At 67.9% G+C, this 23,860-nt stretch carries 11 protein-coding genes; 6 read left to right on the forward strand and 5 right to left on the reverse strand.

Annotated features, from left to right (window positions below; translation table 11 throughout):
* Positions 1-16: 16 nt before the first annotated feature.
* The 4 genes from MJO54_RS22460 to MJO54_RS22475 all read right to left on the reverse strand — a co-directional run bounded on the left by MJO54_RS22460 (position 17) and on the right by MJO54_RS22475 (position 7,537).
* The gene (locus MJO54_RS22460) at positions 17-2,281 is read right to left on the reverse strand and encodes a hypothetical protein (protein ID WP_046284065.1); all 2,265 of its coding nucleotides are present in this window, start codon (positions 2,279-2,281) and stop codon (positions 17-19) included.
* A gap of 32 nt (positions 2,282-2,313) precedes the next feature.
* Positions 2,314-4,500 carry a hypothetical protein gene (locus MJO54_RS22465; protein ID WP_133164998.1) on the reverse strand — a complete coding sequence of 729 codons (2,187 nt, stop codon included), beginning with the start codon at positions 4,498-4,500 and terminating at the stop codon, positions 2,314-2,316.
* A 546-nt stretch (positions 4,501-5,046) separates the two neighbouring features.
* Positions 5,047-6,945 (reverse strand): fatty acyl-AMP ligase, encoded by a 1,899-nt coding sequence (locus MJO54_RS22470; RefSeq protein WP_046284067.1) that lies wholly within the window; start codon positions 6,943-6,945, stop codon positions 5,047-5,049.
* A gap of 43 nt (positions 6,946-6,988) precedes the next feature.
* Positions 6,989-7,537, reverse strand: coding sequence for a hypothetical protein (locus MJO54_RS22475; RefSeq protein ID WP_233428711.1), 549 nt, complete (start codon positions 7,535-7,537; stop codon positions 6,989-6,991).
* A gap of 77 nt (positions 7,538-7,614) precedes the next feature.
* Here MJO54_RS22475 and dprE1 point away from each other — a divergent pair, with 77 nt between their 5' ends.
* The 6 genes from dprE1 to MJO54_RS22505 all read left to right on the forward strand — a co-directional run bounded on the left by dprE1 (position 7,615) and on the right by MJO54_RS22505 (position 22,241).
* A complete protein-coding gene (gene dprE1, locus MJO54_RS22480) occupies positions 7,615-8,997 on the forward strand; it encodes a decaprenylphosphoryl-beta-D-ribose oxidase (RefSeq protein ID WP_046284068.1) in 1,383 nt (460 codons plus the stop codon).
* A complete protein-coding gene (gene dprE2 / locus MJO54_RS22485) occupies positions 8,998-9,762 on the forward strand; it encodes a decaprenylphospho-beta-D-erythro-pentofuranosid-2-ulose 2-reductase (RefSeq protein WP_046284069.1) in 765 nt (254 codons plus the stop codon).
* A gap of 281 nt (positions 9,763-10,043) precedes the next feature.
* A complete protein-coding gene (locus MJO54_RS22490) occupies positions 10,044-11,921 on the forward strand; it encodes a galactan 5-O-arabinofuranosyltransferase (protein ID WP_165797902.1) in 1,878 nt (625 codons plus the stop codon).
* Entirely contained in the window at positions 11,918-15,142 is a 3,225-nt protein-coding gene (locus tag MJO54_RS22495) for an arabinosyltransferase domain-containing protein (RefSeq protein WP_105295216.1), read from the forward strand. The genes MJO54_RS22490 and MJO54_RS22495 overlap by 4 nt, the downstream gene beginning before the upstream one ends.
* A gap of 182 nt (positions 15,143-15,324) precedes the next feature.
* On the forward strand, positions 15,325-19,065 hold the full coding sequence (locus MJO54_RS22500) for an arabinosyltransferase domain-containing protein (protein WP_240175443.1): 3,741 nt from the start codon (positions 15,325-15,327) through the stop codon (positions 19,063-19,065).
* The gene (locus tag MJO54_RS22505; RefSeq protein ID WP_046284073.1) at positions 19,062-22,241 is read left to right on the forward strand and encodes an arabinosyltransferase domain-containing protein; all 3,180 of its coding nucleotides are present in this window, start codon (positions 19,062-19,064) and stop codon (positions 22,239-22,241) included. The genes MJO54_RS22500 and MJO54_RS22505 overlap by 4 nt, the downstream gene beginning before the upstream one ends.
* Here the strand turns inward: MJO54_RS22505 and MJO54_RS22510 are convergent.
* Positions 22,231-23,667, reverse strand: coding sequence for an MFS transporter (locus MJO54_RS22510; protein ID WP_064888864.1), 1,437 nt, complete (start codon positions 23,665-23,667; stop codon positions 22,231-22,233). The genes MJO54_RS22505 and MJO54_RS22510 overlap by 11 nt on opposite strands.
* Between the last annotated feature and the right edge of the window lie 193 nt (positions 23,668-23,860).

Here is a 23,860-nt window from a genome sequence, read left to right on the forward strand (position 1 = left end):
AGCCGAAGGATTGAACTCAGAAGCCGAAGAGGCCGCCGAGCTGCCCGATGCTGACCGAGATCAGATCGGTGCCGGAGATGCCCATGTTGGAAAGCAGGTCGTCGAGATCCAGGCCGCCGAGACCGAGGTTGTCGATCACGTCGTTGACCGTCAGGCCGGTCAGGCCGAGGCTGGCGACCAGCGAGTCGACGGTGACGCTGCCCAGGCCCAGCGAGTTGGCGATGTCATTGACCGTGACGCCGCCGAGTAGGCGCTGCAGAATCTCGTCCAGGTGGACGCTGTTGAGGTTCAGGTCGTCGAGCAGGTCGCCGACCTTGGCGCCGCCCAGCAGGCTTTCCAAGAAGCCGTCCAGGTGAATGTTGTTCAGCCCCAGGTCGTTTGCGATCGAGCCGAAGGTCATACCGCCCAAGACGTGGTCGATGACGCTGCCGATGTCGATGTTGTTCAGGCCGAGGTTGCCCAGCAGCCCGTTGATCGTGACGTCCAAGCCGAGCCGGTCGATCACCGTGTCGATGTTCAGGTTGTTCAGGCCCCAGGAGCTCAGCATCGATACCACCGAGGTGTTCATCAGCCACGAGAAGCCGTTGTTGAGCAGGCCACTGAGGGTGACACTGTCCAGCCCCAAGTTGTGCATGACGGTGTCGAAAGGGGTGCTCAGATTCAAACCGGTGAGCAGCTCGCTGAGCTTCTCGTCGCCCACGCCGGTCGCCCCCAGCAGCTGGCCGATGGTGATGTCGGACAGTGGAGTACCGGGCGCCACGCCCAGGTTGGGGGCGCCGGCACTGTAGAGCCGCTGCAGGGTTTCCAGCAGACTGTTGGGCCCCATCAAACTGTTGAGGGTTTGGTAGCAGGACACGTTGTACAAGCCCGGCAGCAGGGGGCAGGTGATGTCCGGGACGGGGATCGCGCCGTCGGCGAGTTCGAGCAACGTCTTTTCGCCCATCCCGGCCTGGGTCAGCAGGTCGGTGAACTTCTGGTCGCCGATCTCGGTGCCTTCGAGCAAGTCACCCAGCGTCATGTTCGACATCTCCGCGCTCTGCAGCAACTCGGAGAGCGACATGTCGTAGCCGGCGCCCTGCAGGATTTCGATCACCAGGTCGCCGACGGTCATGCTGCCGGCGCCGCCGCCACCGAACATGCCGCCCAGCAGGGTGTCGATCAGCTCGGCGAGGCTCTGGTCACCGAAACCGGAGGCGTCCAGCAGCGGGTTGATCACGCTGCCGAGCGTCATGTCCGCACCACCGAACTGGCTGAGCAGATCGGTGATGGTCGCGTCGCCGCCCACGGTGGTGTGGACCAGATCTTTGATCGCCTCACCCAGGGTGAGTTCGCCGACACCGAGCTGGCCAAGCAGGCCGGTGATGGAGGTGTCGGTCATCCCGGCGGCGTGCAGCAGTCCGGTCGCCAGCTCGCCCACCGACTGGTCGCCGAGGCCGAATTGGTCGAGCAGGCCGGCCAGGGTCGGATTGCCGATGCCGGCCTGGCCGAGCAGACCGGTCAGCACCTCGGCGATCGACTTGTCGCCCAGCCCCACCTGATCTGCCAGGCCGGAGATCGTCGGGTTCCCGATACCCATCACCTCGAGCAGGTTGGCCGCCAGGTCCGCGATCGGCTGGTCGCCGATCCCGAACTCGGACAGCAGCGCGGTGACGCTCAGGTGCCCGAAGCCCAGGCTGTCGAGCAGGCCGGTCAGCAGACCCTCCACCGACTCGTCGCCGATGCCGAACTGGCTGAGCACGTCGCCGAGCGTCGTGTTTCCGACGCCGGCCAGGTCCACCAACTGGCCCAGTTGCAGGTCGATGGTGGCGGTGTGTGGTGCGACGAACAGCCCGTTGAACAGCGGGATGTTCATCCCCGCCACGTCGATCCCGGACGTGCCGAAGAGGAAGGCGTTGATCAGCGTGCCCGGAGCGTTGAGCAGGATCATGAACGCGTTGGCCGGGTCGGCGGAGAGTTGGTCCATGATGTCGTTCCACGCGTTGTTCAGCGTGATGAACGGGCCGATCATCGCCAGCAGGGTGTGCAGCGTCGAGCCCAGCTCGATGTTGATCTGCGCCGGCAGCGGTACCGCGTTGACGGTGATCGTCGGCAGCAGGCCCCAGCTGGTCAGCAGCCCGGTGACGTCGTTCGCCGGGTCGGCGGTCAGAACCACCGAATGCTGCTGCTGCGCAAAGTGCGTCGGGGCGGCGGGCATCGGTGCCACCGACGGGACGACGGCGATCAGACCGGCGCCGACGACGGCGATCCCGGGCGTGAGGTAGGGGCGAAGGCTCTGCAGCATCAGGTTTCTCCGAGTCGATTCGATGGGGGCGGTTACACGCCGCCGAACAGCGAGGCGAAGAATCCGCCGAAATCGCCGAGATGGGTGTTGATCAGCACCATGTCCGACAGGCCGAACTGGTCCAGCAGGTCGTTGAGGGTGTCACTGCCCAGGCCCATGTTGGTGAGCATCGAGTTCAACGTTCCGTCGCCGAAGATGTCCGCCAGCAGCTCGTTCAGCTCGGTGGTGGCGAGTTCGAAGCTGCTCAACAGATCGGCGATGGTCTGTCCGCCCAGGAAGCCGCCGACCAGCGTGTCGAGGTCGGTGGTGGCGAATCCCAGGCCACCCAGCACGGAGCCCAGTGACATGTCGCCCAGCAGGCTGTGCAGGAGCGCGTCGAGGTGGGTGTTGCCCAGGTCGGTGCTGCCGAGCAACGAGCCCAGGGTCTGGCCACTGAAGATGCCGTCGAGCAGGTCACCCAGATGCTGGTTGCCGATGCCCGCGTCGTTGAGCAGCTCGCCCAACGTGCCGGTGCCCAGCAGGTTGCCCAGCATCTCGTTGAGGGTGGTGTTGTTCAGCCCCATGTCGGTGAGCAGCTGACCCAGGCTGGTGTTGTCCATGCCGAAGCTGGCGACCAGTTCGTCCAGCGTCTGGGTGTTCATGCCCATACCGGTGAGCACCGAGCTCAGGGTCATGGAGAGGTTGGCTTCGATCAGATCGCTGAGCTTCTGGTCGGCCATCGGCCCGAGCAGCTGGGCGATGGTCTGATCGGCCATGCCCTGGTCGGCCAGGATGCTGTTGATGGTGTTGGCGTTGAGGCCGTCGATCATGCCCTGGCCACCGATCTTGTCGGCGACGGTGTCGCCGCCGGTGGCCCAGATCAGGTTGTTCAGGGTCAGGCCGCCGAAGCCGAGGTTGCTGAAGACGGTGCCCAGCGAGACGTTGCCCAGGTGGGCAGCGTCGACGATGTTCTGCATGGTCAGCCCGCCCAGGCCGGCGGCGTTCACCAGGTCGCCGACGGTGGCGTCGCCCAGCCCTGCGCCGCCGAGGAAGTCGACGGCCAGCGAACCCACGCTGATGTCGCCGAGACCCATCGCGTCGATCAGGTCCAGCGGGGTCCGCTGCCCCAGGTCGAGCGCGTCGAGCACCTTGGGCAGGATGTCGCCGACGGTCAGGTCGGACAGGCCCAGCGAGTTGAGCAGGTCGACCGGGGTCCGCTGGCCCAAGCCGAGACCGTCGAGCAGGCCGGCGGCCAGGTCGGAGACGGGCTGGTCGGCCAAGCCGAGCTGGTCGAGCAGGCCGGTGACGGTCGGGTCGCCGATGCCGGCCGCGTCGAGCACCGCGAGCAGCGCACCCGAGACCGACTGGTCCGCCAGGCCGACGTTGCCCAGCAGGTCCCCCAGCGTCGGGTTGCCGATGCCAATCGCGTCGAGCAGCTTGGTGCCCAGATCGGCCACCGACTCGTCGCTCAGGCCGATGTTGCCCAGGATGTCGATCAGGTTCTTCTGCCCCAGGCCCATCGCGTCGAGCAGTCCGGTGGCGAGCTGCGCGGCGGACTGCGGCCCGATGCCGATCGCGTTGATCAGATCCAGCGGTGTCTGGTCACCCAGGCCGACCCCGTCGAGCAGGCTGGTCACCATCGACCCGAGCGGCAGGTCGCCGATCCCGATTCCGGACAGGATCGTGGTCAGGCTCTTGTCCCCGAGGTTCACCGTGTCCAGCACCTGGCTGAGGGTGATCTCGAGGTCGAAGGACTGCGGCCCCACCAGCAGGCCATTGAAGGCCGGGACGGTGATCCCGAAGAACTCGATGGTGTTGGTGCCGTTGAGCCAGGCGTTGAGCAGGGTGGCCGGCGCGTTGAACAGGATGCTCAGCGTGTTGGCCGGGTCGATTGCGATCGCGGCCCAAATCTCGTTCCACGCGTTGGTGACCGTGACGAACGGCGCGACCGACGACAACAGCAGCCCCACCTCGGACGGCAGCATCCCGGAGTCGAAGTGCTGGCCCAGGTTGGCCAGGTTGGCGGCGGTGTTGCTGAACAGCTGATCCCAGGTGACCAGTACATCGGACGTGTTGGCCACCAACCGCAGGTTCGGTTGCTGGACCGGCGCGAGATCCGGCTGTGGGGCCGGCGAAGCATGCAGGTTTGCCTGCGGCATCGGCACAGCAGTGACGCTGACGAGACCGGCACCTACTAGGGCGACACCCGTCGTGGCGTAGGGACGAAGTAACTGCTGCATCGGAAATTTCTTCCATCTCGAGGTATCAAACGTTCGCGACAGTACATGAGCAGCGTCACATTTCCAATATAGATTTCTCAGGCTCACAGGCGGATTTTTCAGGCACCAAAAGACAACGTTCGTAGTCAAATTTTCGACAACACGCGTAGTCACTAATCTGACAACATGCGTGGTCAGGGCAGGTGGAGACCCGCGGTATCGCTTAACCTTCCGGCAAAGTCCACCATTGTCGCCCGCATTAACATCATTTAAGCGACGCGATTAACAACTTTTTAATCCAGTAAAAACTGAGAAATTGCTTAGCGATCGTAAATCGCGCCTGGCTGCCTCGACGGACAACCGTCCACGAACGGATTACCGGCCCTTCCGCCGCGACGGGGAACTTTCCACGGCTGAAGATGGCGCAGCGAGGGATTGGCCGGCGTCCCGATCCCGTGCTGCGGGCACCGCGTCATCGTGGCTGGCGGCGGCAGAGACCGGGTTTGCTGGGCGCGATCACCCTACAGCCGAGCCGGAACGGATCGGAGATACCCCGGCGTGTCGGTGTTAGTCCGATTCGCGTCGTTGGCGTGCCAGCCGGCCGACGAACCGGGCCAGGCCGAGCGCCATCTGCTGCTTGGCGGCCATTCCCGGTTCGGCGGCCGGGGGCGGCGGTGCGTTCCACTGGGCAACGGCCACCAGCTCGCCCGCACTGAACTTCTCCCGACACGCGGCCCGCTGGATCTTGCCGCTCGACGTGGTGGGAATGCTCATCGGTTTGACCAGGAGTACGTCGTGCACCTCGGTCCGGTGGTGGCGCCGGACCGCGTCGCGGATCGCGGCCAGCACACCGTCGGTATCGGTGTCGGGAGCCCGGTGTCGCTGCAGCTCTTGAACCACCACGAGTCGTTCGCAGGCGAACGGATCCCCGCGCTCGCCGGTTATCGCGAACACCGCGCCGCGCCCGGCCACCAACATCGCGTTGCTGTTCTGCACGGTGCGCTCGATGTCGTTGGGGTAGTGAACGACGTCGCCCAGAACGATCAGGTCTTTGCAGCGCCCGGTGACGAACAGTTCACCGTCGCGCAGAAATCCGCGGTCCCCGGTGCGCAGGAAAGGGCCTTGGAATGCTTGGCCGGTGTCGGCCAGGTACGCCGCGAAGGTCTGCTCGGTCTCCGCGCCGCGCCGCCAATATCCTTGCCCCACGCTGGGGCCGGAGACCCAGATCTCTCCGACACCGTCAGCGTCGCACTCGATTCGGGTCTCCGGGTCGACGATGATGACTCGCTGGCCGCCCCGCGGCCGACCGCATCCGACCACCGCGGCGGCGATCGGATCATCGGCCGCGGCCTCGACGACCCGGTCTTCACCGAGTGCCCCGCGATCGACGTGCACGACCACCGGCAGCCCCAGCGCTCCAGCATCCGATCCACCGGACACGCCCAGGGTCGCCTCCGCCAGGCCGTACACCGGCAAAAACGTCTCGGGGGCGAACCTGGCCGGTGCGAACGCCTCGGAGAATGCCTGCAGCGACGCGGGATTCACCGGTTCACCACCGTTGAGGGCGACCTGCCAGTTGGACAGATCAAGCGCTGCGCGCTCCTGCGGTGTGCTGCGTTTGACGCACCAGTCGTAGGCGAAATTGGGCGCTCCGGAGATGACCGCACCGTGCCGCGACATCGCTTCCAGCCAGCGCATGGGGCGCATCAGGAAAGCACCCGGCGACATCACCACCGTGGTCGTCCCGACATACAGCGTCATCAGGACCCCGCCGATGAGGCCCAGGTCGTGATACTGCGGCAGCCAGGTCACCGAACCCACCGGTGCATGGAACACCGGGTTGTCCGGCGCGGGGTTCCAGGTCTGGCGAACGGTCTGAAGGTTGTGCATGAAGTTGCCGTGGGTCAGCACCACGCCCTTGGGTGCCTTGGTGGTTCCGGAGGTGTACTGGATTGCGGCGATGGTTGCCGCGACCACCGGCGGCAGCGCCCAGCGATCGGCGGCGGATTCATCGCCGCTCAATTCGTCGGTGGCGAACCACTGCAGCGGCGGCAATCCCGCCGCCTCGGCTGCACGGTCCGCCGCGGCCCGGATCCCGTCTTGGGTTTTCGTGGTGGCCAGAGCGATCTCGGCGCGCGCGTCGGGCACGATTGCCTCGATCCGCGCCGAGGTCCATTGCGCGTCCACCGGAATCGCGACGGCGCGGGCATACAGGCAACCGAAGAAGGCCACGATGCTGTCCAGGCCCGGGCGGCAGAAGATCAACACCCGCTGGCCCGCCGCGCCGTGCTGCTGCAGACCGGCGGCGACTGCCCGGGCCCGACGATCCAGCTCGCGATAGGTCAGCCGGTCGTGTTCGTCCTCGCCCTCCGGGCAGAAGAGGAAGGCGAGTTTGTCGCCGAGGCGGTCGGCCTGCTGCGTGAGCAGGTCCACCAACGTAAATGCGCTGGGCTCTGTCGTTGACATAGCCCAGCGCACCTACAGATCGAACGGAGTTGCTGCTGCTGAATTACTGCTGCTGGCAGAGGTTGTCCAGGACGTCGATCTGACCACGCAGCTGGTCGCGCAGCGGCTGCTGGACGGCGTCCTCGGGCGAGTGCCCAGCCAGGTAGTTGATGCTCAGCGCCTCGAGCGTGTCGGCCATGTCGCCAACGGCCTTCGACAGGTCGGCCGGGGTGGCCGGGTTGGCCTCGAGGTTCTGGTGCAGGAAGGCGCCACCGGCGAACAGCGAAAGCCGCGCGTTGGTGCCCACCGCCAGGTCACCAGCCAGGTCGCCCGGCACCGGGTTCTGCAGGTTGGTGTTGAACTGGGTGCCCTGACGCACGACGCCCTGCGCCTCGCAGATCTTGCCCTTGGCCTCGGCACGCTGGTCGTCGGAGAACTTCTGGCTCGTCGACGGGTGGAACCAACCGAAGATAGCCAAAACGATGCCGATCACGGCCAGCGCCAACGCGGCGATCGTCGGCACCGACAACGCCGGTGCGGGAGTGGAAGATTGCGGAAAACCCGCGGTCTTGGGCTTGGCAGAGGAGGATTCGCTCGCAGGAGTCTCAGGCATTGCGCGATCGTAACGGCACAGCTCCGAATAGTCACGCTGAACGGGGATCCGGCGCGTTGGCGGTACCCTCATGTGCGATGTTGAGCACCGACTTGCAGACCACACCGCGCCGCCTCACCGGCTGGGGCCGCACCGCGCCAAGCGTGGCGCAGGTGTTGTCGACCCCGGATGTCGAAGTCATCGCCAAGGCGGTGGCTCGCTCGGCCGATGCCGGAAGCCGGGGCGTGATCGCCCGGGGCCTGGGCCGTTCTTATGGCGACAACGCCCAGAACGGCGGCGGCCTGGTGATCGACATGACCGCGCTGAACCGGATCCATTCGATCTCCTCGGACCGCGGCCTTGTCGACGTCGATGGCGGGGTGAGCCTGGATCAGTTGATGAAGGCGGCATTGCCCTTCGGGCTGTGGGTGCCGGTGCTGCCGGGGACTCGCCAGGTCACCATCGGTGGAGCGATCGCCTGCGACATCCACGGCAAGAACCACCACAGTGAGGGCAGCTTCGGCAACCACGTGGTGTCGATGGAGTTGCTGACCGCCGATGGTTCCGTGCGGCACCTGACCCCGGACGGCCCCGAGGCAGCGTTGTTCTGGGCCACGGTCGGCGGCAACGGTCTGACCGGGATCATCCTGCGCGCCACGATTGCCATGACGCCGACCGAGACGGCGTACTTCATCAACGACGGCGACAACACCACCACTCTTGATGAGACCATCGCCTTCCACAGCGACGGCAGCGAAGCCAACTACACCTATTCTTCTGCATGGTTCGACGCGATCAGCCCGCCGCCGAAACTGGGCCGCGCCACCATCACCCGTGGGCGCTTGGCCCTGCGCGACGAGCTGCCCAAGAAGCTGGCCCGTAATCCGCTGAAGTTCGACGCACCGCAGTTGATGACCGTGCCCGACGTCTTCCCCAACGGGTTGATGAACAAGTTGAGCCTGAGCGCCATCGGTGAGCTGTATTACCGCCGCGGAGGCCACTATCGCGGCAAGGTGCAGAACCTGACGCAGTTCTATCACCCGCTGGATCTGCTCGGTGAGTGGAACCGCGGCTACGGCCCGGCCGGCTTCGCCCAGTACCAGTTCCTGGTGCCCACTGAGGCCGTCGAGGAATTCAAGAGCATCATCATCGACATCCAGGCCAGCGGGCACTACTCGGCGCTCAACGTGTTCAAGCTGTTCGGACCGGGGAATGAGGCGCCGCTGAGCTTCCCGATGCCCGGCTGGAACGTGTGCCTGGACTTCCCGATGAAGCCCGGCGTCAACGAGCTGCTCAACGAGCTCGACCGTCGCGTGATGGAGTTCGGCGGCCGGCTCTACACCGCCAAGGATTCCCGCACCACCGCGGAGAATTTCCACGCCATGTACCCGCGGATCGACGAATGGATCGCGGTGCGCCGCAAGGTGGATCCCGACGGGATCTTCGCCTCCGATATGGCCCGACGTTTGGAGCTGCTCTAGATGGTGTTCGACGCGACCGGCAATCCCCAGTCGATTCTGCTGCTGGGCGGCACGTCCGAGATCGGTTTGGCGATCTGCGCGCGCTACCTGCGCAACGCCTCAGCCGGCGTCGTGCTGGCCTGCCTGCCCGGTGACCCCGGCCGCGACGGCGCCGTGGCCGCGATGGAGGCGGCCGGTGCCAAGTCGGTGCGGATCGTCGACTTCGACGCTCTGGACACCGCAAGCCACCCGGCGATGATCGACTCGGCGTTTTCGGGCGGCGATATAGATGTGGCGATCGTGGCGTTCGGCATGGACGCCGACGCCGAGGAACTCTGGCACAACCAGGCCAAGGCCGTGCAGGTCGCCGGGATCAACTACACCGCAGCGGTTTCGGTGGGCGTGTTGCTCGCCGGCAAGATGGGCGCCCAAGGCTTCGGGCAGATCATCGCAATGAGCTCGGTGGCCGGTGAGCGGGTGCGCCGCACCAACTTCGTCTACGGCTCCACCAAGGCCGGGCTCGACGGCTTCTACCTCGGCCTGGGCGAGGCGCTTCGCGAAGACGGGGTGCGGGTGCTGGTGATCCGGCCCGGCCAGGTTCGCACCCGATTCTCCGCGCACGTCAAAGAGGCGCCGCTGACCGTCGACAAAGAGGACGTTGCCGAACTGGCGGTGGCCGCAGCCGCCAAGGGCAAGGAGATCGTCTGGGCGCCAGGGGCGTTCCGCTACGTGATGATGGTGCTGCGGCACGTCCCGCGAGCGATCTTCCGCCGGTTGCCGATCTAGCCGATGCTCAGCCCCGAGCCCGTGCGTCACACGTGCACCGCCGGGGGGGAAGGTGTGTCTGATGCCCGCCTTTGAGCGACACCGGGGCGATCGGCCCCGGTGGGTTTCGTCGAGTGTGCGGTTTCGTTCGCCGACGACGGTGCCTGACACACCAAACCGCACACTCGGGCACGATTACTCGTTCGCCGTGTCGCAGACCCCGCCCGCCGGCGACCGCCGTTGTCGCTCAAAGGCGGGCAACAGTCACATACCTTCCGATTTTCGACAGGCCGGTGCTCACCATGCGTAACGCGCTGACCAATTCACTCCAGACCGTCGGCCAGATGATGCTGGCCGCCGCGGTGGCCGTCGTCGTCGCGGTGGTCGCCCTGGTGGCGATCGCCCGGGTGCAGTGGCCCGCATATCCCTCGTCGAACCAGCTGCATGCGCTGACCACCGTCGGACAGGTCTGTTGCCTGGCCGGGTTGGCCGCGGCCGGCCTGCTGTGGCGACGCGGCCGGCAGGCACTGGCCTGGCTGGCCGCGGTGGTGTTCGTCAGCGCGTTCTCGGTGGTGACCCTGGCGATGCCGCTGGGCGCTACCAAGCTCTACCTGTTCGGTATCTCGGTGGACCAGCAGTTCCGCACCGAATACCTGACCCGGCTGACCGACAGCCCCGCGTTGGCCGACATGACCTATCTCGGACTGCCGCCGTTCTACCCGCCGGGCTGGTTCTGGCTCGGCGGGCGGGCTGCGGCCTGGACCGGGCTGCCGGCCTGGGAGATGTACAAGCCGTGGGCGATCACCTCGATCGCGGTGGCCGTCGCGGTCGCGCTGGTGCTGTGGAACAAGATGCTCCGCTTCGAGTACGCGCTGCTGGCCACGCTCGCCGGGGCGGCGGTGACGCTGGCCTACAGCTCCCCGGAGCCCTACGCGGCGATGATCACCGTGCTGCTGCCCCCGGTGCTGATCCTGGCCTGGTCGGGCCTGCGGGCATCCGGCCGCGGCTGGGCCGCCATCGTCGGCGCCGGCGTCTTCCTGGGCTTTGCCGCTACCTTCTATACGCTGCTGGTGGCCTACACCGCGTTCACCGTGGCCCTGATGGCGCTGCTGTTGGCGGCGTCGCGTGTGGTCAAACGCTCCGGCGCCAAAGCCGCGTTGAGCCCGCTGGGCCGGCTGGCGGTGATCGGCGTGATCGCCGCGGCAATCGCCTCGATCACCTGGACGCCCTACCTGCGCCAGGCGCTGTACCACCCGGCCGGCGAGTCTCGCAGCGCCTTCCACTACCTGCCCGGCGACGGCGCCGAGCTGAGCTTCCCGATGCTGCAGTTCACGCTGCTCGGAGCGCTGTGCCTGCTGGGCACGCTGTGGCTGGTGGCACGGGCCACCAAGTCAACCCGGGCGGGGGCGCTGGCTATCGGCGTCGTCGGCGTCTACCTGTGGTCGCTGCTGTCGATGCTGTCCACCCTGGCTCTCACCACGCTGCTGAGCTTCCGACTCCAGTCGACGCTGACGGTGCTGCTGGCCACGGCCGGAGTATTCGGCTTCATCGAGGGCGCCCAGGCGCTCGGCCGGGCCGCGCAGGGCTGGCACACCATCGTCTATCCGGTCGCGACCGCGGTGGGGCTGGCCGGGGCGATCGCGTTCAGCCAGGACATTCCCGAGGTGCTGCGGCCCGACATCACCGTCGCGTACACCGACACCGACGGCCACGGCGACCGCGGCGACAGGCGGGCACCGGGCGCCGCGAAGTACTACGAGGCCATTGACGCCGCCATCACCGCCACCACCGGCAAGCCGCGCAACGAGACCGTGGTGCTCACCGCCGATTACAGCTTCTTGTCCTACTACCCCTATTGGGGCTTCCAAGGGCTGACGCCGCACTACGCCAACCCGCTTGCGCAGTTCTCCGCGCGCGCCGCCGCGATCGAGGCCTGGTCCAAGCTCGACACACCCGAGCAGTTCACCCACGCGCTCGACGACTTGGCGTGGCCGGCACCGACGGTGTTTCTGATGCGGGCCGGCGCCGGCGACAGCTACAGCTTGCGGCTGGCCAAGGACGTCTACCCCAACCATCCCAACGTGCGGCGCTACACCGTGGAGCTCGATGCGGCCCTGTTCGCCGGGCCGCAGTTCCACGTGCAGAAGATCGGCCCGTTCGTGCTTGCCATCCGCACCTGACGGGCGCCGTCGAGCGCACCGATAGCATCTGGTCCGTGACCGATACGCGCGCCGACTTCCGGATCGCTCGGGCTGTCGCCGTCGTCGCCGGCGTGCTGGGCACCCTACTGGCGATCCTCACCCCCTTATTACCGGTCAAGCAGACCACCGCCGAACTCAACTGGCCGCAGAACGGTGCCCTGGCCAGCGTGCAGGCACCACTGATCGGTTACGTCGCCACCGACCTCGATATCAGCGTCCCGTGCCAGGCCGCAGCCGGTCTCACCCCGGCCAAGTCGGTGCTGCTGTCCACGGTGCCCAAGCAGGCCCCCAAGGCCGTCGACCGTGGACTGCTCATCGAACGCGTCAACGATGACTTGGTTCTGGTGGTGCGCAACGTGCCGGTCGTGGTGGCGCCGCTGTCGGCGGTGCTCGGGCCGGACTGTCAGAAGCTGACCTTCACCGCGCACGCCGACCGGGTCACCGCCGAGTTCGTCGGCCTCAAATACGGACCCAATGCCGAAAAGCCCGGCTCACCGCTGACCGGGACCCGCAGCGGCTATGACTTCCGCCCGCAGATCGTCGGGGTCTATACCGACCTGTCCGGCCCGGCTCCCGACGGCTTGGACTTCACCGCCACCGTCGACACCCGCTTCTCCAGCGCGCCCACTCCCCTCAAGCTGGCCGCGATGATCCTCGGGGTGGCGCTGACGATCGTCGCGCTGATCGCCCTGCACATCCTGGACACCGCCGACGGCACCCGGCACCGGCGCTTCCTGCCGGCCCGCTGGTGGTCGGCCTCGCCGCTGGACGCGCTGGTCACCCTGGTCCTGGTCTGGTGGCACTTCGTCGGCGCCAACACCAGCGACGACGGCTACATCCTGACCATGGCGCGGATCTCCGAGCATGCCGGCTACATGGCCAACTTCTACCGCTGGTTCGGCACCCCCGAGGCGCCGTTCGGCTGGTACTACGACCTGCTCGCGGTGTGGTCGCACGTGTCCACCTCCAGCATTTGGATGCGGCTGCCCACCCTGGCCATGGCGCTGGCCTGCTGGTGGCTGATCAGCCGAGAGGTGATCCCCCGGCTGGGCCACGCCGTCAAACACAGCCGGGCGGCGGCCTGGACCGCGGCCGGCATGTTCCTGGCGTTCTGGTTGCCGCTGAACAACGGGCTGCGTCCCGAGCCGATCATCGCGCTGGGCATCCTGGCGACCTGGTGCTCGGTGGAGCGGGCGGTGGCCACCAGCCGGCTGCTGCCGCTGGCGATCGCCTGCATCATCGGCGCGATGACGTTGTTCTCCGGGCCGACCGGGATCGCGTCGATCGGTGCGCTGCTGGTGGCGATCGGTCCGCTGCGCACCATCTTGCACCGGCGCTCCAAGCAGTTCGGGCTGGCGCCGTTGCTGGCACCCATTGCCGCGGCGGTCAGCATCACCGCGATCGTGATCTTCCGCGACCAGACGCTGGCCGGCGAGATCGAGGCCAGCACGCTGAAGTCCGCGGTCGGGCCCAGCTTGGCCTGGTTCGAGGAGCATGTCCGCTACGAGCGGCTGTTCCTGGCCACCCCCGACGGCTCGGTGGCGCGCCGGTTCCCGGTGCTGGCATTGGGTCTAGCGCTGGCGGTGTCGGTGGCGATGGCGTTGCGCAAGGGCCGGATTCCCGGCACGGCGGCCGGGCCGAGCCGGCGCATCATCGGGATCACCATCATCTCGTTCATCGCACTGATGTTCACGCCCACCAAGTGGACGCACCACTTCGGTGTGTTCGCCGGGCTGGCCGGTTCGGTGGGCGCGCTGGCCGCCGTCGCGGTGGGTGCCGCGGCGATGCACTCGAGGCGCAATCGGACGCTGTTCACCGCGGTGGTGCTGTTCATCACCGCGCTGTCGTTCGCCAGCGTCAACGGCTGGTGGTACGTGTCCAACTTCGGGGTGCCGTGGTCGAACGCCTTCCCCAAGTGGCATCTCGCGTTCGCCACCATGGGCGTGGGGCTGACGGTGTCGGCGGCGCTGCTGGCGGCCTGGTTCCACTTCACCAATGGCGCCGAGCGGCGGCCACGCTGGTCGGCACTGTCGGGCTACCCGCTGGCGATCGCCTCCTGGATGCTGATCGTGTTCGAGGTCGTGTCGCTGACCGCCTCGATGCTCGGCCAATACCCGGCGTGGACGGTGGGGCGCTCCAACCTGGGCGCCCTGACAGGCAAGACCTGCGGGCTGGCCGACGACGTGCTGGTCGAACAAGACCCCACCGCCGGAATACTCACCCCGATCGACGCTCCGGTCGACGACGCCCTCGGCGCGACGTTCTCGGTCGGGTTCACCCCCAACGGGATTCCCGCCGACGTCTCGGCCGACCAGGTGATCGGCCCGCCCGGGTTGGGCCGGCTGGCCGACGACGACGCACAGATCGCCGGCGGCGAGGCCGGTACGGAGGGTGGCACCACGGCCGCCGAGGGTGTCAACGGTTCGCGAGCCCGACTGCCCTACAAGCTGGACCCGGCCCGGGTGCCGGTGCTGGGCAGCTGGCGCGCCGGCATTCAGGTGCCGGCGCTGCTGCGCTCGGCCTGGTACCGGTTGCCCGCCGACCGGGCCAACGCCGGACCGCTGCTGGTGGTGGCGGCCGCGGGCCGCTTCGACCGCGGCGAGGTCACCGCGCAGTGGGCCACCGAGGCCGGCGCCGCGAACGACAAGCCCGGCGGGACGGTCGAATTCGGTGACATCGGCGCGGTCCCGGCCTGGCGCAACCTGCGCGCGCCGATGTCGGCGATCCCGGCCGAGGCCACCCGCATCCGATTGGTGGTCCGCGACGACGACCTGGCCCCGCAGCACTGGATCGCGGTGACACCGCCGCGCGTCCCGCAGCTGCGGACCCTGCAGGAAGTGGTGGGCTCGGAAGACCCGGTGCTGCTGGACTGGCTGGTCGGCCTGGCGTTCCCCTGCCAGCGTCCGTTCGGTCACCAGAACGGGGTGACCGAGGTGCCGAAGTGGCGGATCCTGCCGGACCGTTTCGGCGCCGAGGCGAACTCGCCGGTGATGGACAACAACGGTGGCGGCCCCCTGGGCATCACCGAGCTGTTGGTGCGCGCGACCACGGTGCCCAGTTATTTGAACCACGACTGGTTCCGCGACTGGGGTGCCCTGCAGCAGTTGACGCCGTATTATCCCGCGGCCACACCTGCGCATCTGGATCTGGGCACCGCCGTGCGCTCCGGGCTGTGGAGCCCGGCGCCACTGCGGCACTGATCTCGGTTAGCGGCCTCGCGCGTCCCAGCCCCACCGGCCTCGCGCGTCCCAGCCGTCACCGGACCCGAGGTATGTGATAGCTGCCCACCTTTGAGCGACAACGTGCGTTATGTCAATCCGAGGTATGTCCGCCCGCGGCAACAGGGCCCGACTTGTCACCTCCTGGGGGCAGGGTCGGGCTCATGACGAACGCGATAACCCTGCGCGGCATCGAACTGCGCTATGTCCTGACCCACTACCTGCTCCACCATGGAACGTGCAGCATCGGCGAGCTGGCCGCGGAGCTGGCGTCTCGGGGTTTCGGCGTCCAGGGCCGGCCGTCGAAAGCGATCTCCGACGCGCTGCGTTGGGAGCGCGGTCGCGGCCGGGTATTCCGGCGCGGTCGGGGCCGCTACGGTCCGGCTTCCATGCCGCGCAGCACCGAGCACCGCATCCACCAGCGGGTGATGGCGCTGCGGGCCCGGGCGGCGGGTGACGACCCGGGCTGCCGGGTCACCCTATCCCCCACCGAACCTGACATCACGGACGTTGTCGCTCAAAGGTGGGCACCGATCACATACCCCAAGTTTGGTGACGGCAGAGACTGGTGTGACAGGCCCTACGCCGGGTCCCCATCCCGGCCATCCCGTCGCATAGCATCAGGGCTCGTGTCCTCCACCTACGACCAGCCCCAGCAGCGCTATCGGATCGCCCGGCTGATCGCGGTGCTGGCCGGCCTCACCGGCGTGCTGCTGTGCGGTATCACCCCGCTGCTCCCGGTCAAACAGACCACCGCCACCATCGCCTGGCCCCAGGGGCTCGACGCCAACGGCCACGTCAGCGACGTCACCGCTCCGCTGGTATCCGGCGCCCCCAAGGGCCTGGACGTCATCATCCCCTGCTCGGCTATCGCGACCCTGCCCGAAAAGGGCGGGCTGGTGCTGTCCACCGTGCCGGCCGGCGGCGTCGATGCCACCGCTCACGGCCTGTTCGTGCGGGCCAACAAGACCGCCGTGTTCGCCGCCTACCGCGACCACGTGGCCGCGGCCGCGCCCCGCGCCAAGATCGCCGACTGCAGCCAACTGCATCTGTGGGCCAACGCCGGCGAGGTCGGCGCGGAGTTCGTCGGCATCCCCGGCGCGTCCGGCACCCTGCCGCCGGAGAACAAACCGCAGATCGGCGGCATCTTCACCGAACTGGAGATCGGCCCACAGCCCGGCCTGAGCGCGCACATCGCCGTCGACACCCGCTTCATCACCCACCCCACCGCCCTCAAGGCCGCCGTGATGGCGCTCGGTGTGCTGGCGGTGCTGGCATCGATCGTCGCGCTGGCGATACTGGACCGGCGCCAATGCCACCGCACCCCGCGTAGCTGGCGGCACTGGTTCAAGGCCAATCCGATCACCTGGCTGGCCGACATCGGCGTGCTGGCCACCCTGGCGCTGTGGCACGTGATCGGCGCCATCTCATCCGACGACGGCTACAACCTCACCATGGCGCGCAACGTCGCGCACGCCGGCTATGTGGCCAACTACTACCGGTTCTTCGGCGCCACCGAGGCCCCGTTCGACTGGTATCCGGCACTGCTCGGCCAGCTGAGCGCGATCAGCACCGCCGGAGTGTGGATGCGCCTGCCCGCCACGCTGGCCGGCATGGCCTGCTGGCTGATCATCAGCCGCCGCATCCTGCCCCGGCTGGGCCGGCTGTCCGGCAACCGCGTCGCGGTGTTCACCGCTGCGGCCATGTTCGCCGCGGCCTGGCTGCCGTTCAACAACGGCCTGCGCCCCGAACCGCTGATCGCGCTGGGCACGCTGGTGGTCTGGGTCCTGGTGGAACGCACCATCGCCACCCGCCGGCTGGTGCCCACCGCGCTGGCGGTCCTGGTGGCGGTCTTCACCGTCACGCTGGCCCCGCACGGACTGATCGCCCTGGCTCCGCTGCTGACCGGCTCCCGCGCCATCGAGGCGGTGATCCGCAAGCGCCGGGCCACCGACGGCTTACTCGCGCCGCTGGCGGTGCTGGCCGCAGCCGCATCGACCATCGCCGTGGTGGTCTGCCGGTCGCAGACCCTGGCCGCGGTCGCCGAATCGGCCCGCATCAAGTACGTGGTCGGTCCGACCATCGCCTGGTACCAGGAGTTCCTGCGGTACTACTTCCTGACAGTCGAAGAGAACGTCGACGCCTCGTTGACCCGCCGGTTCGCCGTGCTGGTGCTGCTGTTCTGCATGTTCGCCATGCTGGTGGTGCTGCTGCGGCGCGGCCGGATCAACGGGGTGGCCAGCGGCCCGGCCTGGCGGCTGATCGGATCCACCGCGGTGGGCCTGCTGCTGTTGACGTTCACCCCGACCAAGTGGGCGGTGCAGTTCGGCGGGTTCGCCGGGCTGGCCGGGGCGCTGGCGGCGCTCACCGCGTTCACCTTCGCCCGCGTCGGGCTGCACAGCCGACGCAACATGACCCTGTATGTGACCGCACTGCTGTTCCTGGTCGCGGTGGCCACCTCGGGGGTCAACGGCTGGTTCTACGTCGGCGGCTACGGGGTGCCGTGGTTCGACATCCCGCCGGTGATCGCCAGCCGCCCGGTGACCTCGATGTTCCTGGCGGCCTCGATCGCCACCGGCCTGCTCGCCGGCTGGCAGCACTTCCGGTTGGACTACGCCGGCCACACCGAGGTGACGCCCAACCGGCGCAACCGGATCCTGGCCTCCACCCCGCTGCTGATCGTCGCCAGCCTGATGGTGCTGCTGATGGTCGGCTCGATGGCCAAGGCCGCCGCCGGACGCTACCCGGCCTACACCACCGCCAAGGCCAACGCCGACGCTCTCACATCCGGCCTGGCCTCGTGCGGCATGGCCGACGACGTGCTGGCCGAGCCCGACGTCAATACCGGTCTGCTGCAACCGGTTCCGGGACAGACCTACGGCGAGCTCGGCCCGCTGGGTGGTTCCGACCCGTACGGCTTCGACCCCAACGCCGTCGACGACGACCTCACCTCGCTGGCCGTCATCGCCAAGCCCGGCGTGCCCAATGCGGACGCCTCCCCCAACAAGCCCAGCGCCAACCAGAGTGACGCGGCAGGTACCGCCGGCGGCAAGATCCCCGACGACGCCCCCGACGGCGTGAACGGTTCCCGGGTGGCGCTGCCGTTCGGCCTGGACCCGGCCGTCACCCCGGTGCTCGGCTCCTACAAGGAGCAGGTCGCCGCGCACGCCACCTCGGTCTGGTACCGGCTGCCGGAACAGTCGCCCGATCGGGCACCGATTGTCGTGGTCACCGCGGCCGGCGCCATCTGGTCGCACGGTGAGGACGGCAAGCTCGACTACGGCCAGCCGCTGAACCTGGAGTGGGGCAGCACGGACGGCACGAACGGCGCTATCCGAGCGCTCGGGCAGACCGAACCGATCGACATCGGGCCGCAGAACTCCTGGCGAAACCTGCGTTTCCCGCTGGCCTGGGCACCACCGGGTACCGACGTGGTGCGCATCGTCGCCAACGACCCGAACCTGTCCACCGAGCAGTGGATCGCCTTCACCCCGCCGCGGGTGCCGGTGGTCAAGACCATCAGTGAGTTGATGGGCTCGCAGACTCCGGTGCTGATGGACATCGCCGTCGCGGCGAACTTCCCCTGCCAGCGGCCGTTCACCGAACACCTGGGCATTGCCGAGCTGCCGGAGTACCGGATCATGCCCGATCACAAGCAGACCGCGGCATCGTCGAACCTGTGGCAGTCGGCCGAGGACGGCGGGCCGTTCATGATCACCCAGGCCATGCTGTGGACTACCACCGTCCCGACGTACCTGCGCAATGACTGGTATCGCGACTGGGGTGCGGTGGAGGCCTATCACCGTCTGATCCCCACCAAGGACGCACCCGACGCCGTCATCGAGCAGGGCACCGTCACTGTTACCGGCTGGAGCCGGCCCGGACCGATTCGAGCACTGCCATGACCCCGCCTGTGACCGACCGTGACCTGAAACTGACCCGCTGGGTGGCCGTCGTCGCCGGCCTTGTGGGCTTCCTGCTGTCGGTGGCCACCCCGCTGCTGCCGGTGGTGCAGACCACCGCCACGCTGAACTGGCCGCAACACGGCGAGCTGAGCAGTGTGACGGCACCGCTGATCTCGCAGACCCCGACCTCGATGACGGTGAAGGCGCCGTGCGCGTTGGTGCGCGCACTGCCCCCCGAGGGCGGCACGCTGCTGGCGACCGCGCCGGCCAAGGGCAAGGACGCTGCGCTCAACGGGCTGTTCATCACCGTCACCGAGAAACGGGTGGACGTCACCGACCGCAACGTGGTGCTGGCCACCGCACCGCGAGCCAAGGTGGAAGGGCCCGGCTGTACCGACATCGAGGTCACCTCGTCGCACGCCGGAACCTTCGCCACCATCGGCGGGATCACCCAGCGCTACGGCTGGCCCGACCCGAACCTGCGCCCGCAGATCGTCGGGGTGTTCACCGACCTGGCCGGTCCCGCGCCGGCCGGGCTGTCGCTGACGGCAGACATCGACACCCGGTTCTCCACCAAGCCCACGGCGCTCAAGCGGGCCGCGATCTATGCCGCCATCCTGGCCACGGTGATCGCGGTGCTGGCGCTGTGGCGCCTGGACCGGCTCGACGGCCACCGGATGCACCGGCTGATCCCGAGCCGGTGGCGGTTCTTCTCACTGGCCGATGTGGCAGTGGTCTTCGGATTCCTGCTCTGGTACGTGATCGGGGCGAACTCCTCCGACGACGGCTACATCCTGGGGATGGCCCGGGTCGCCGATCACGCCGGCTACATGAGCAACTACTTCCGGTGGTTCGGCAGCCCCGAAGACCCGTTCGGCTGGTACTACAACCTGCTGGCGCTGATGACGCACGTCTCCGACGCCAGCATCTGGATCCGGCTGCCGGACCTGGTCGCCGGTCTGGTGTGCTGGCTGCTGCTGAGCCGTGAGGTGCTGCCCCGGTTCGGCCCCGCGGTGGCGGCCAGCAAGCCCGCGCTGTGGGCCGCCGGCCTGGTGCTGCTGGCGGCATGGATGCCGTTCAACAACGGCCTGCGCCCCGAGGGCATCATCGCGGTCGGTGCGCTGATCACCTGGGTGCTGGTGGAGCGGGCGATCATCTCCAGCCGGCTCACGCCGGCGGCGCTGGCGATCATCTGCGCGGCCTTCACCCTGGGCATCCAGCCCACCGGACTGATCGCAGTGGCCGCGCTGCTGGCCGGCGGCCGTCCGCTGCTGCGGATTCTGGTGCGCCGTCACCGCATTCACGGCACCTGGCCGCTGGTGGCGCCGCTACTGGCCGCCGGCGCGGTGATCCTGACCGTGGTGTTCTCCGACCAGACCATCCGGGCGGTGTTGGAAGCCACCAGGGTCCGCACCGCGATCGGCCCCAGCCAGGCCTGGTACACCGAGAACCTGCGCTACTACTACCTGATCCTGCCGACCGTCGACGGCTCACTGTCGCGGCGGTTCGGTTTCCTGATCTGCGCGCTGTGCCTGTTCACCGCGATGTTCATCATGTTGCGGCGCAAGCGTGTTCCCGGCGTCGCCAGCGGACCGGTCTGGCGGCTGATGGGCGTCATCCTGGCGACCATGTTCTCGCTGATGTTCGCGCCCACCAAGTGGGTGCACCACTTCGGGCTGTTCGCCGCGGTGGCCGGAGCGATGGCGGCGCTGACCACGGTGCTGGTATCGCGACAAGTGGTGCGCTGGTCGAGAAACCGAATGGCATTCGCGGCAGCGGTGCTGTTCATCCTGGCGTTGTGTTTCGCCACCACCAACGGTTGGTGGTACGTGTCGAGCTATGGCGTGCCGTTCAACGCCGACATGCCGCGCATCGGCGGGGTCACCGTCAGCACAATCCTGTTCGCCATGTTCGCCGTGGCGGCCGGTTGGGCGGCGTGGCTGCACTTCGCGCCGCGTGATCGCGGCGAGGGCCGGCTGGCCCGGGCCCTGACCGCCGCGCCCATTCCGGTGGCGGCCGGTTTCATGGTGTGCGTGTTCGTGGCCTCGATGGTGGCCGGCGTCATCCGTGAATACCCGACCTATTCCAACGGCCTGGCCAACGTGCGGGCGTTCGTCGGCGGCTGCGGACTGGCCGACAATGTGCTGGTGGAGCCGGACCCCAACGACGGGGCGCTGACGCCGCTGCCCGGTGAGTACGGCGACCTCGGCCCGTTGGGCGGGGTGGACCCGGTGGGCTTCACCGCCAGCGGGGTGCCGGAGAAGGTGGTCGCCGAGTCGCTGCGGATGCCGATCACCCAGCCGGGCACCGACTACGACTGGGACGCCCCGAAGAAGCTGAAGACGGCCGGCATTAATGGCTCGACCGTGCCACTCCCGTATGGCCTGGACCCGGCCCGGATTCCGTTGGCGGGCAGCTACAGCACCGACGGTCAGCAGGAGTCCAAGTTGACGTCGGCCTGGTACAGCCTGCCCCCGGCCGATGACGGTCACCCGCTGGTGGCGGTGACCGCCGCGGGCACCATCGCCGGCAACAGCGTGCTCAAGGGCTACACCACGGGCCAGGATGTGCAACTGGAGTACGGGGTTCCCGGGCCCGACGGCGTCCCGGTGGCCGCCGGACGGCTGGTGCCCTACGACCTGTTCGGCGAGTGGCCGCGGATGTGGCGCAACCTGCGCTACCCCCGCGCGCAGATCCCCGGCGACGCCGTCGCGGTACGCATTGTGGCTTCTGACAAGTCGCTGAACCCGCGGGACTGGATCGCGTTCACCCCGCCGCGGCTGCCCGAGGTGAAGACCATCCAGGAGTACATCGGCTCTTCACGGCCGGTGCTGCTGGACTGGGCGGTGGGCCTGGCCTTCCCGTGCCAGCATCCGATGTTGCACGCCAACGGGGTCACCGAGGTGCCCGAGTACCGGATCACCCCGGACTACAACGCCAAGAAGCAGGACACCGACACCTGGCAGGACGGGGTCAACGGCGGGCTGCTCGGTATCTCCGACATGCTGCTGCGCGCCCACGTGATGGCCACCTACCTGAACTACGACTGGGGCCGCGACTGGGGCTCGTTGCGTCAGTTCGAGGTGATCACGCCGGCCACGCCCGCGGAGTTGGACCTGGGTAGCGCGACGCGTTCGGGCTGGTGGTCACCGGGCCAGATCCGGATCAAGGCCTGAGGTCTGCGCCTTCACGCGCGTCGGCCACCGGCTGATTCGCGATGACGGCCGCGAGCTCGCGCTCGAGTTCGCCCTGCACGCCGGGGATTCCGGTGCCGCGCAGGGAACACCCGAGGGTCTCCGGCAGGAACCTCAGGGCGCCCAACCCGAGCACCGCGGCGGCCACCAGATATGCCGCCGGGAAAAGCTGCCAACCGGTGTGTTCGATGACCGAGTCGGCCAGCACCGGTGAGGTGCCGCCGAAGACCGCGACCGCGGCGTTGTCGGCGATCGCGAAGCCCGCGTAGCGCACCTGGGTGGGGAACATCGCTGGGAACGTCGCCGCCACCGTTGCCAGCGGTGCGGCGAACAGCACACTGAGGACGGTGAATCCGACCAGCGCGCAGGCGAATCCCTGGCCCATTAGCCAGTACATCGGCAATGCCAACACGATGAACCCGATCAGCGACCCGCGCCACAGCGGCTTTCGACCGATCCGGTCCGACCAGGCGCCGGCAAACGGAATACAGGCCATCATGGCCAGCTCGCCGACCAGCACCACTGCCGTCCTGCAGCGCTCGTCAAGGCCGGCGGAGGCGTGCAGGTAGGTCGGCTGGTAGGTCACCAGGGTGTAGTCGATGACGTTCAGCGCGACCAGTAGCGCGAAGGTCACCAGAATCGGCCGGGTGTAGTTGGTCAGCAGGTCGACCAATCGGTCCCAGGCCGATCCCTTGATCGCGTCGCAGGCGACGCATTCGGCGAACACCGGCGTCTCGGGCATCCGACTGCGCAGCACCAAGCCCAGCACGCCTAACGGCAGGGCCAGCAGGAACGGGATACGCCAGCCCCACTCGGCCATCTGTTCGTGACTGAGCATCGCCTCCAACGCCAACACGACGGCACTGCCCAGGACAAAGCCGCCAACAGCGCCGAACTCCAGGAAACTGCCGTAGGTCCCACGTTTGTCATCGGGCGCGCTTTCGGCCATAAACGTTGCGGCGCCGCCGTATTCACCTCCGGTGGAGAAGCCCTGCACCACCCGCAGGGCGATCAACAGCCCAGGAGCCCACCATCCGGCGGTGGCATAGGTGGGCAAGACCCCGATCAGTGTGGTCGCCACGGCGATCAGCAGGATGGTCGCAACCAGCACAGACTTCCGCCCGAACCGGTCTCCGATCGGGCCCCAGATCATGCCGCCCAGCGGCCGAAGCACGAAAGAGACGGCGAAGCCGAACATGGTCCCGAGGTTGCCGAGCGTGTCCGGGAAAAAGGCCTCGGTCAGATAGGTCGCCACAACGGCATAGACGCCGTAGTCATACCATTCGGTTGCGTTGCCGATTGCTGAGGCTGCAATTGCTTTGCGCAGCAGTCGTTTTTGTTCATCTGGAGCGGTCCGCGATTTCCGGGTAACCGGCGCCGACGGCCTGGCCGGCAGCAGTAGACTCATCGCGCCTCGCCGCTAGGGCACTCGCTGCCATCACACACGTCGACCCCCTCGTCAGGCCTCCGACGGTTCGCACGGCGATCCGGGCAGCCGGAATCACGTTCCGGCCCCGCACAATCGGAACCTCGGCGGCCGGCCCATCACGGGATCGCCTGGGGTAAACGATAATTGGTTTGCTACAGAAGTGACTGGTGTT

The organism is Mycolicibacter virginiensis (assembly GCF_022374935.2).
GTDB classification, from domain to species: domain Bacteria; phylum Actinomycetota; class Actinomycetes; order Mycobacteriales; family Mycobacteriaceae; genus Mycobacterium; species Mycobacterium virginiense.

Excerpts from the sequence above, each read along its gene's own strand:
- MJO54_RS22460 (WP_046284065.1), bottom strand. The coding sequence starts at position 2,281 with ATGCTGCAGAGCCTTCGCCCCTACCTCACGCCCGGGATCGCCGTCGTC.
- MJO54_RS22465 (WP_133164998.1), bottom strand. The coding sequence starts at position 4,500 with ATGCAGCAGTTACTTCGTCCCTACGCCACGACGGGTGTCGCCCTAGTA.
- MJO54_RS22470 (WP_046284067.1), bottom strand. The coding sequence starts at position 6,945 with ATGTCAACGACAGAGCCCAGCGCATTTACGTTGGTGGACCTGCTCACG.
- MJO54_RS22475 (WP_233428711.1), bottom strand. The coding sequence starts at position 7,537 with ATGCCTGAGACTCCTGCGAGCGAATCCTCCTCTGCCAAGCCCAAGACC.
- dprE1 (WP_046284068.1), top strand. The coding sequence starts at position 7,615 with ATGTTGAGCACCGACTTGCAGACCACACCGCGCCGCCTCACCGGCTGG.
- dprE2 (WP_046284069.1), top strand. The coding sequence starts at position 8,998 with ATGGTGTTCGACGCGACCGGCAATCCCCAGTCGATTCTGCTGCTGGGC.
- MJO54_RS22490 (WP_165797902.1), top strand. The coding sequence starts at position 10,044 with ATGCGTAACGCGCTGACCAATTCACTCCAGACCGTCGGCCAGATGATG.
- MJO54_RS22500 (WP_240175443.1), top strand. The coding sequence starts at position 15,325 with ATGACGAACGCGATAACCCTGCGCGGCATCGAACTGCGCTATGTCCTG.
- MJO54_RS22505 (WP_046284073.1), top strand. The coding sequence starts at position 19,062 with ATGACCCCGCCTGTGACCGACCGTGACCTGAAACTGACCCGCTGGGTG.
- MJO54_RS22510 (WP_064888864.1), bottom strand. The coding sequence starts at position 23,667 with ATGAGTCTACTGCTGCCGGCCAGGCCGTCGGCGCCGGTTACCCGGAAA.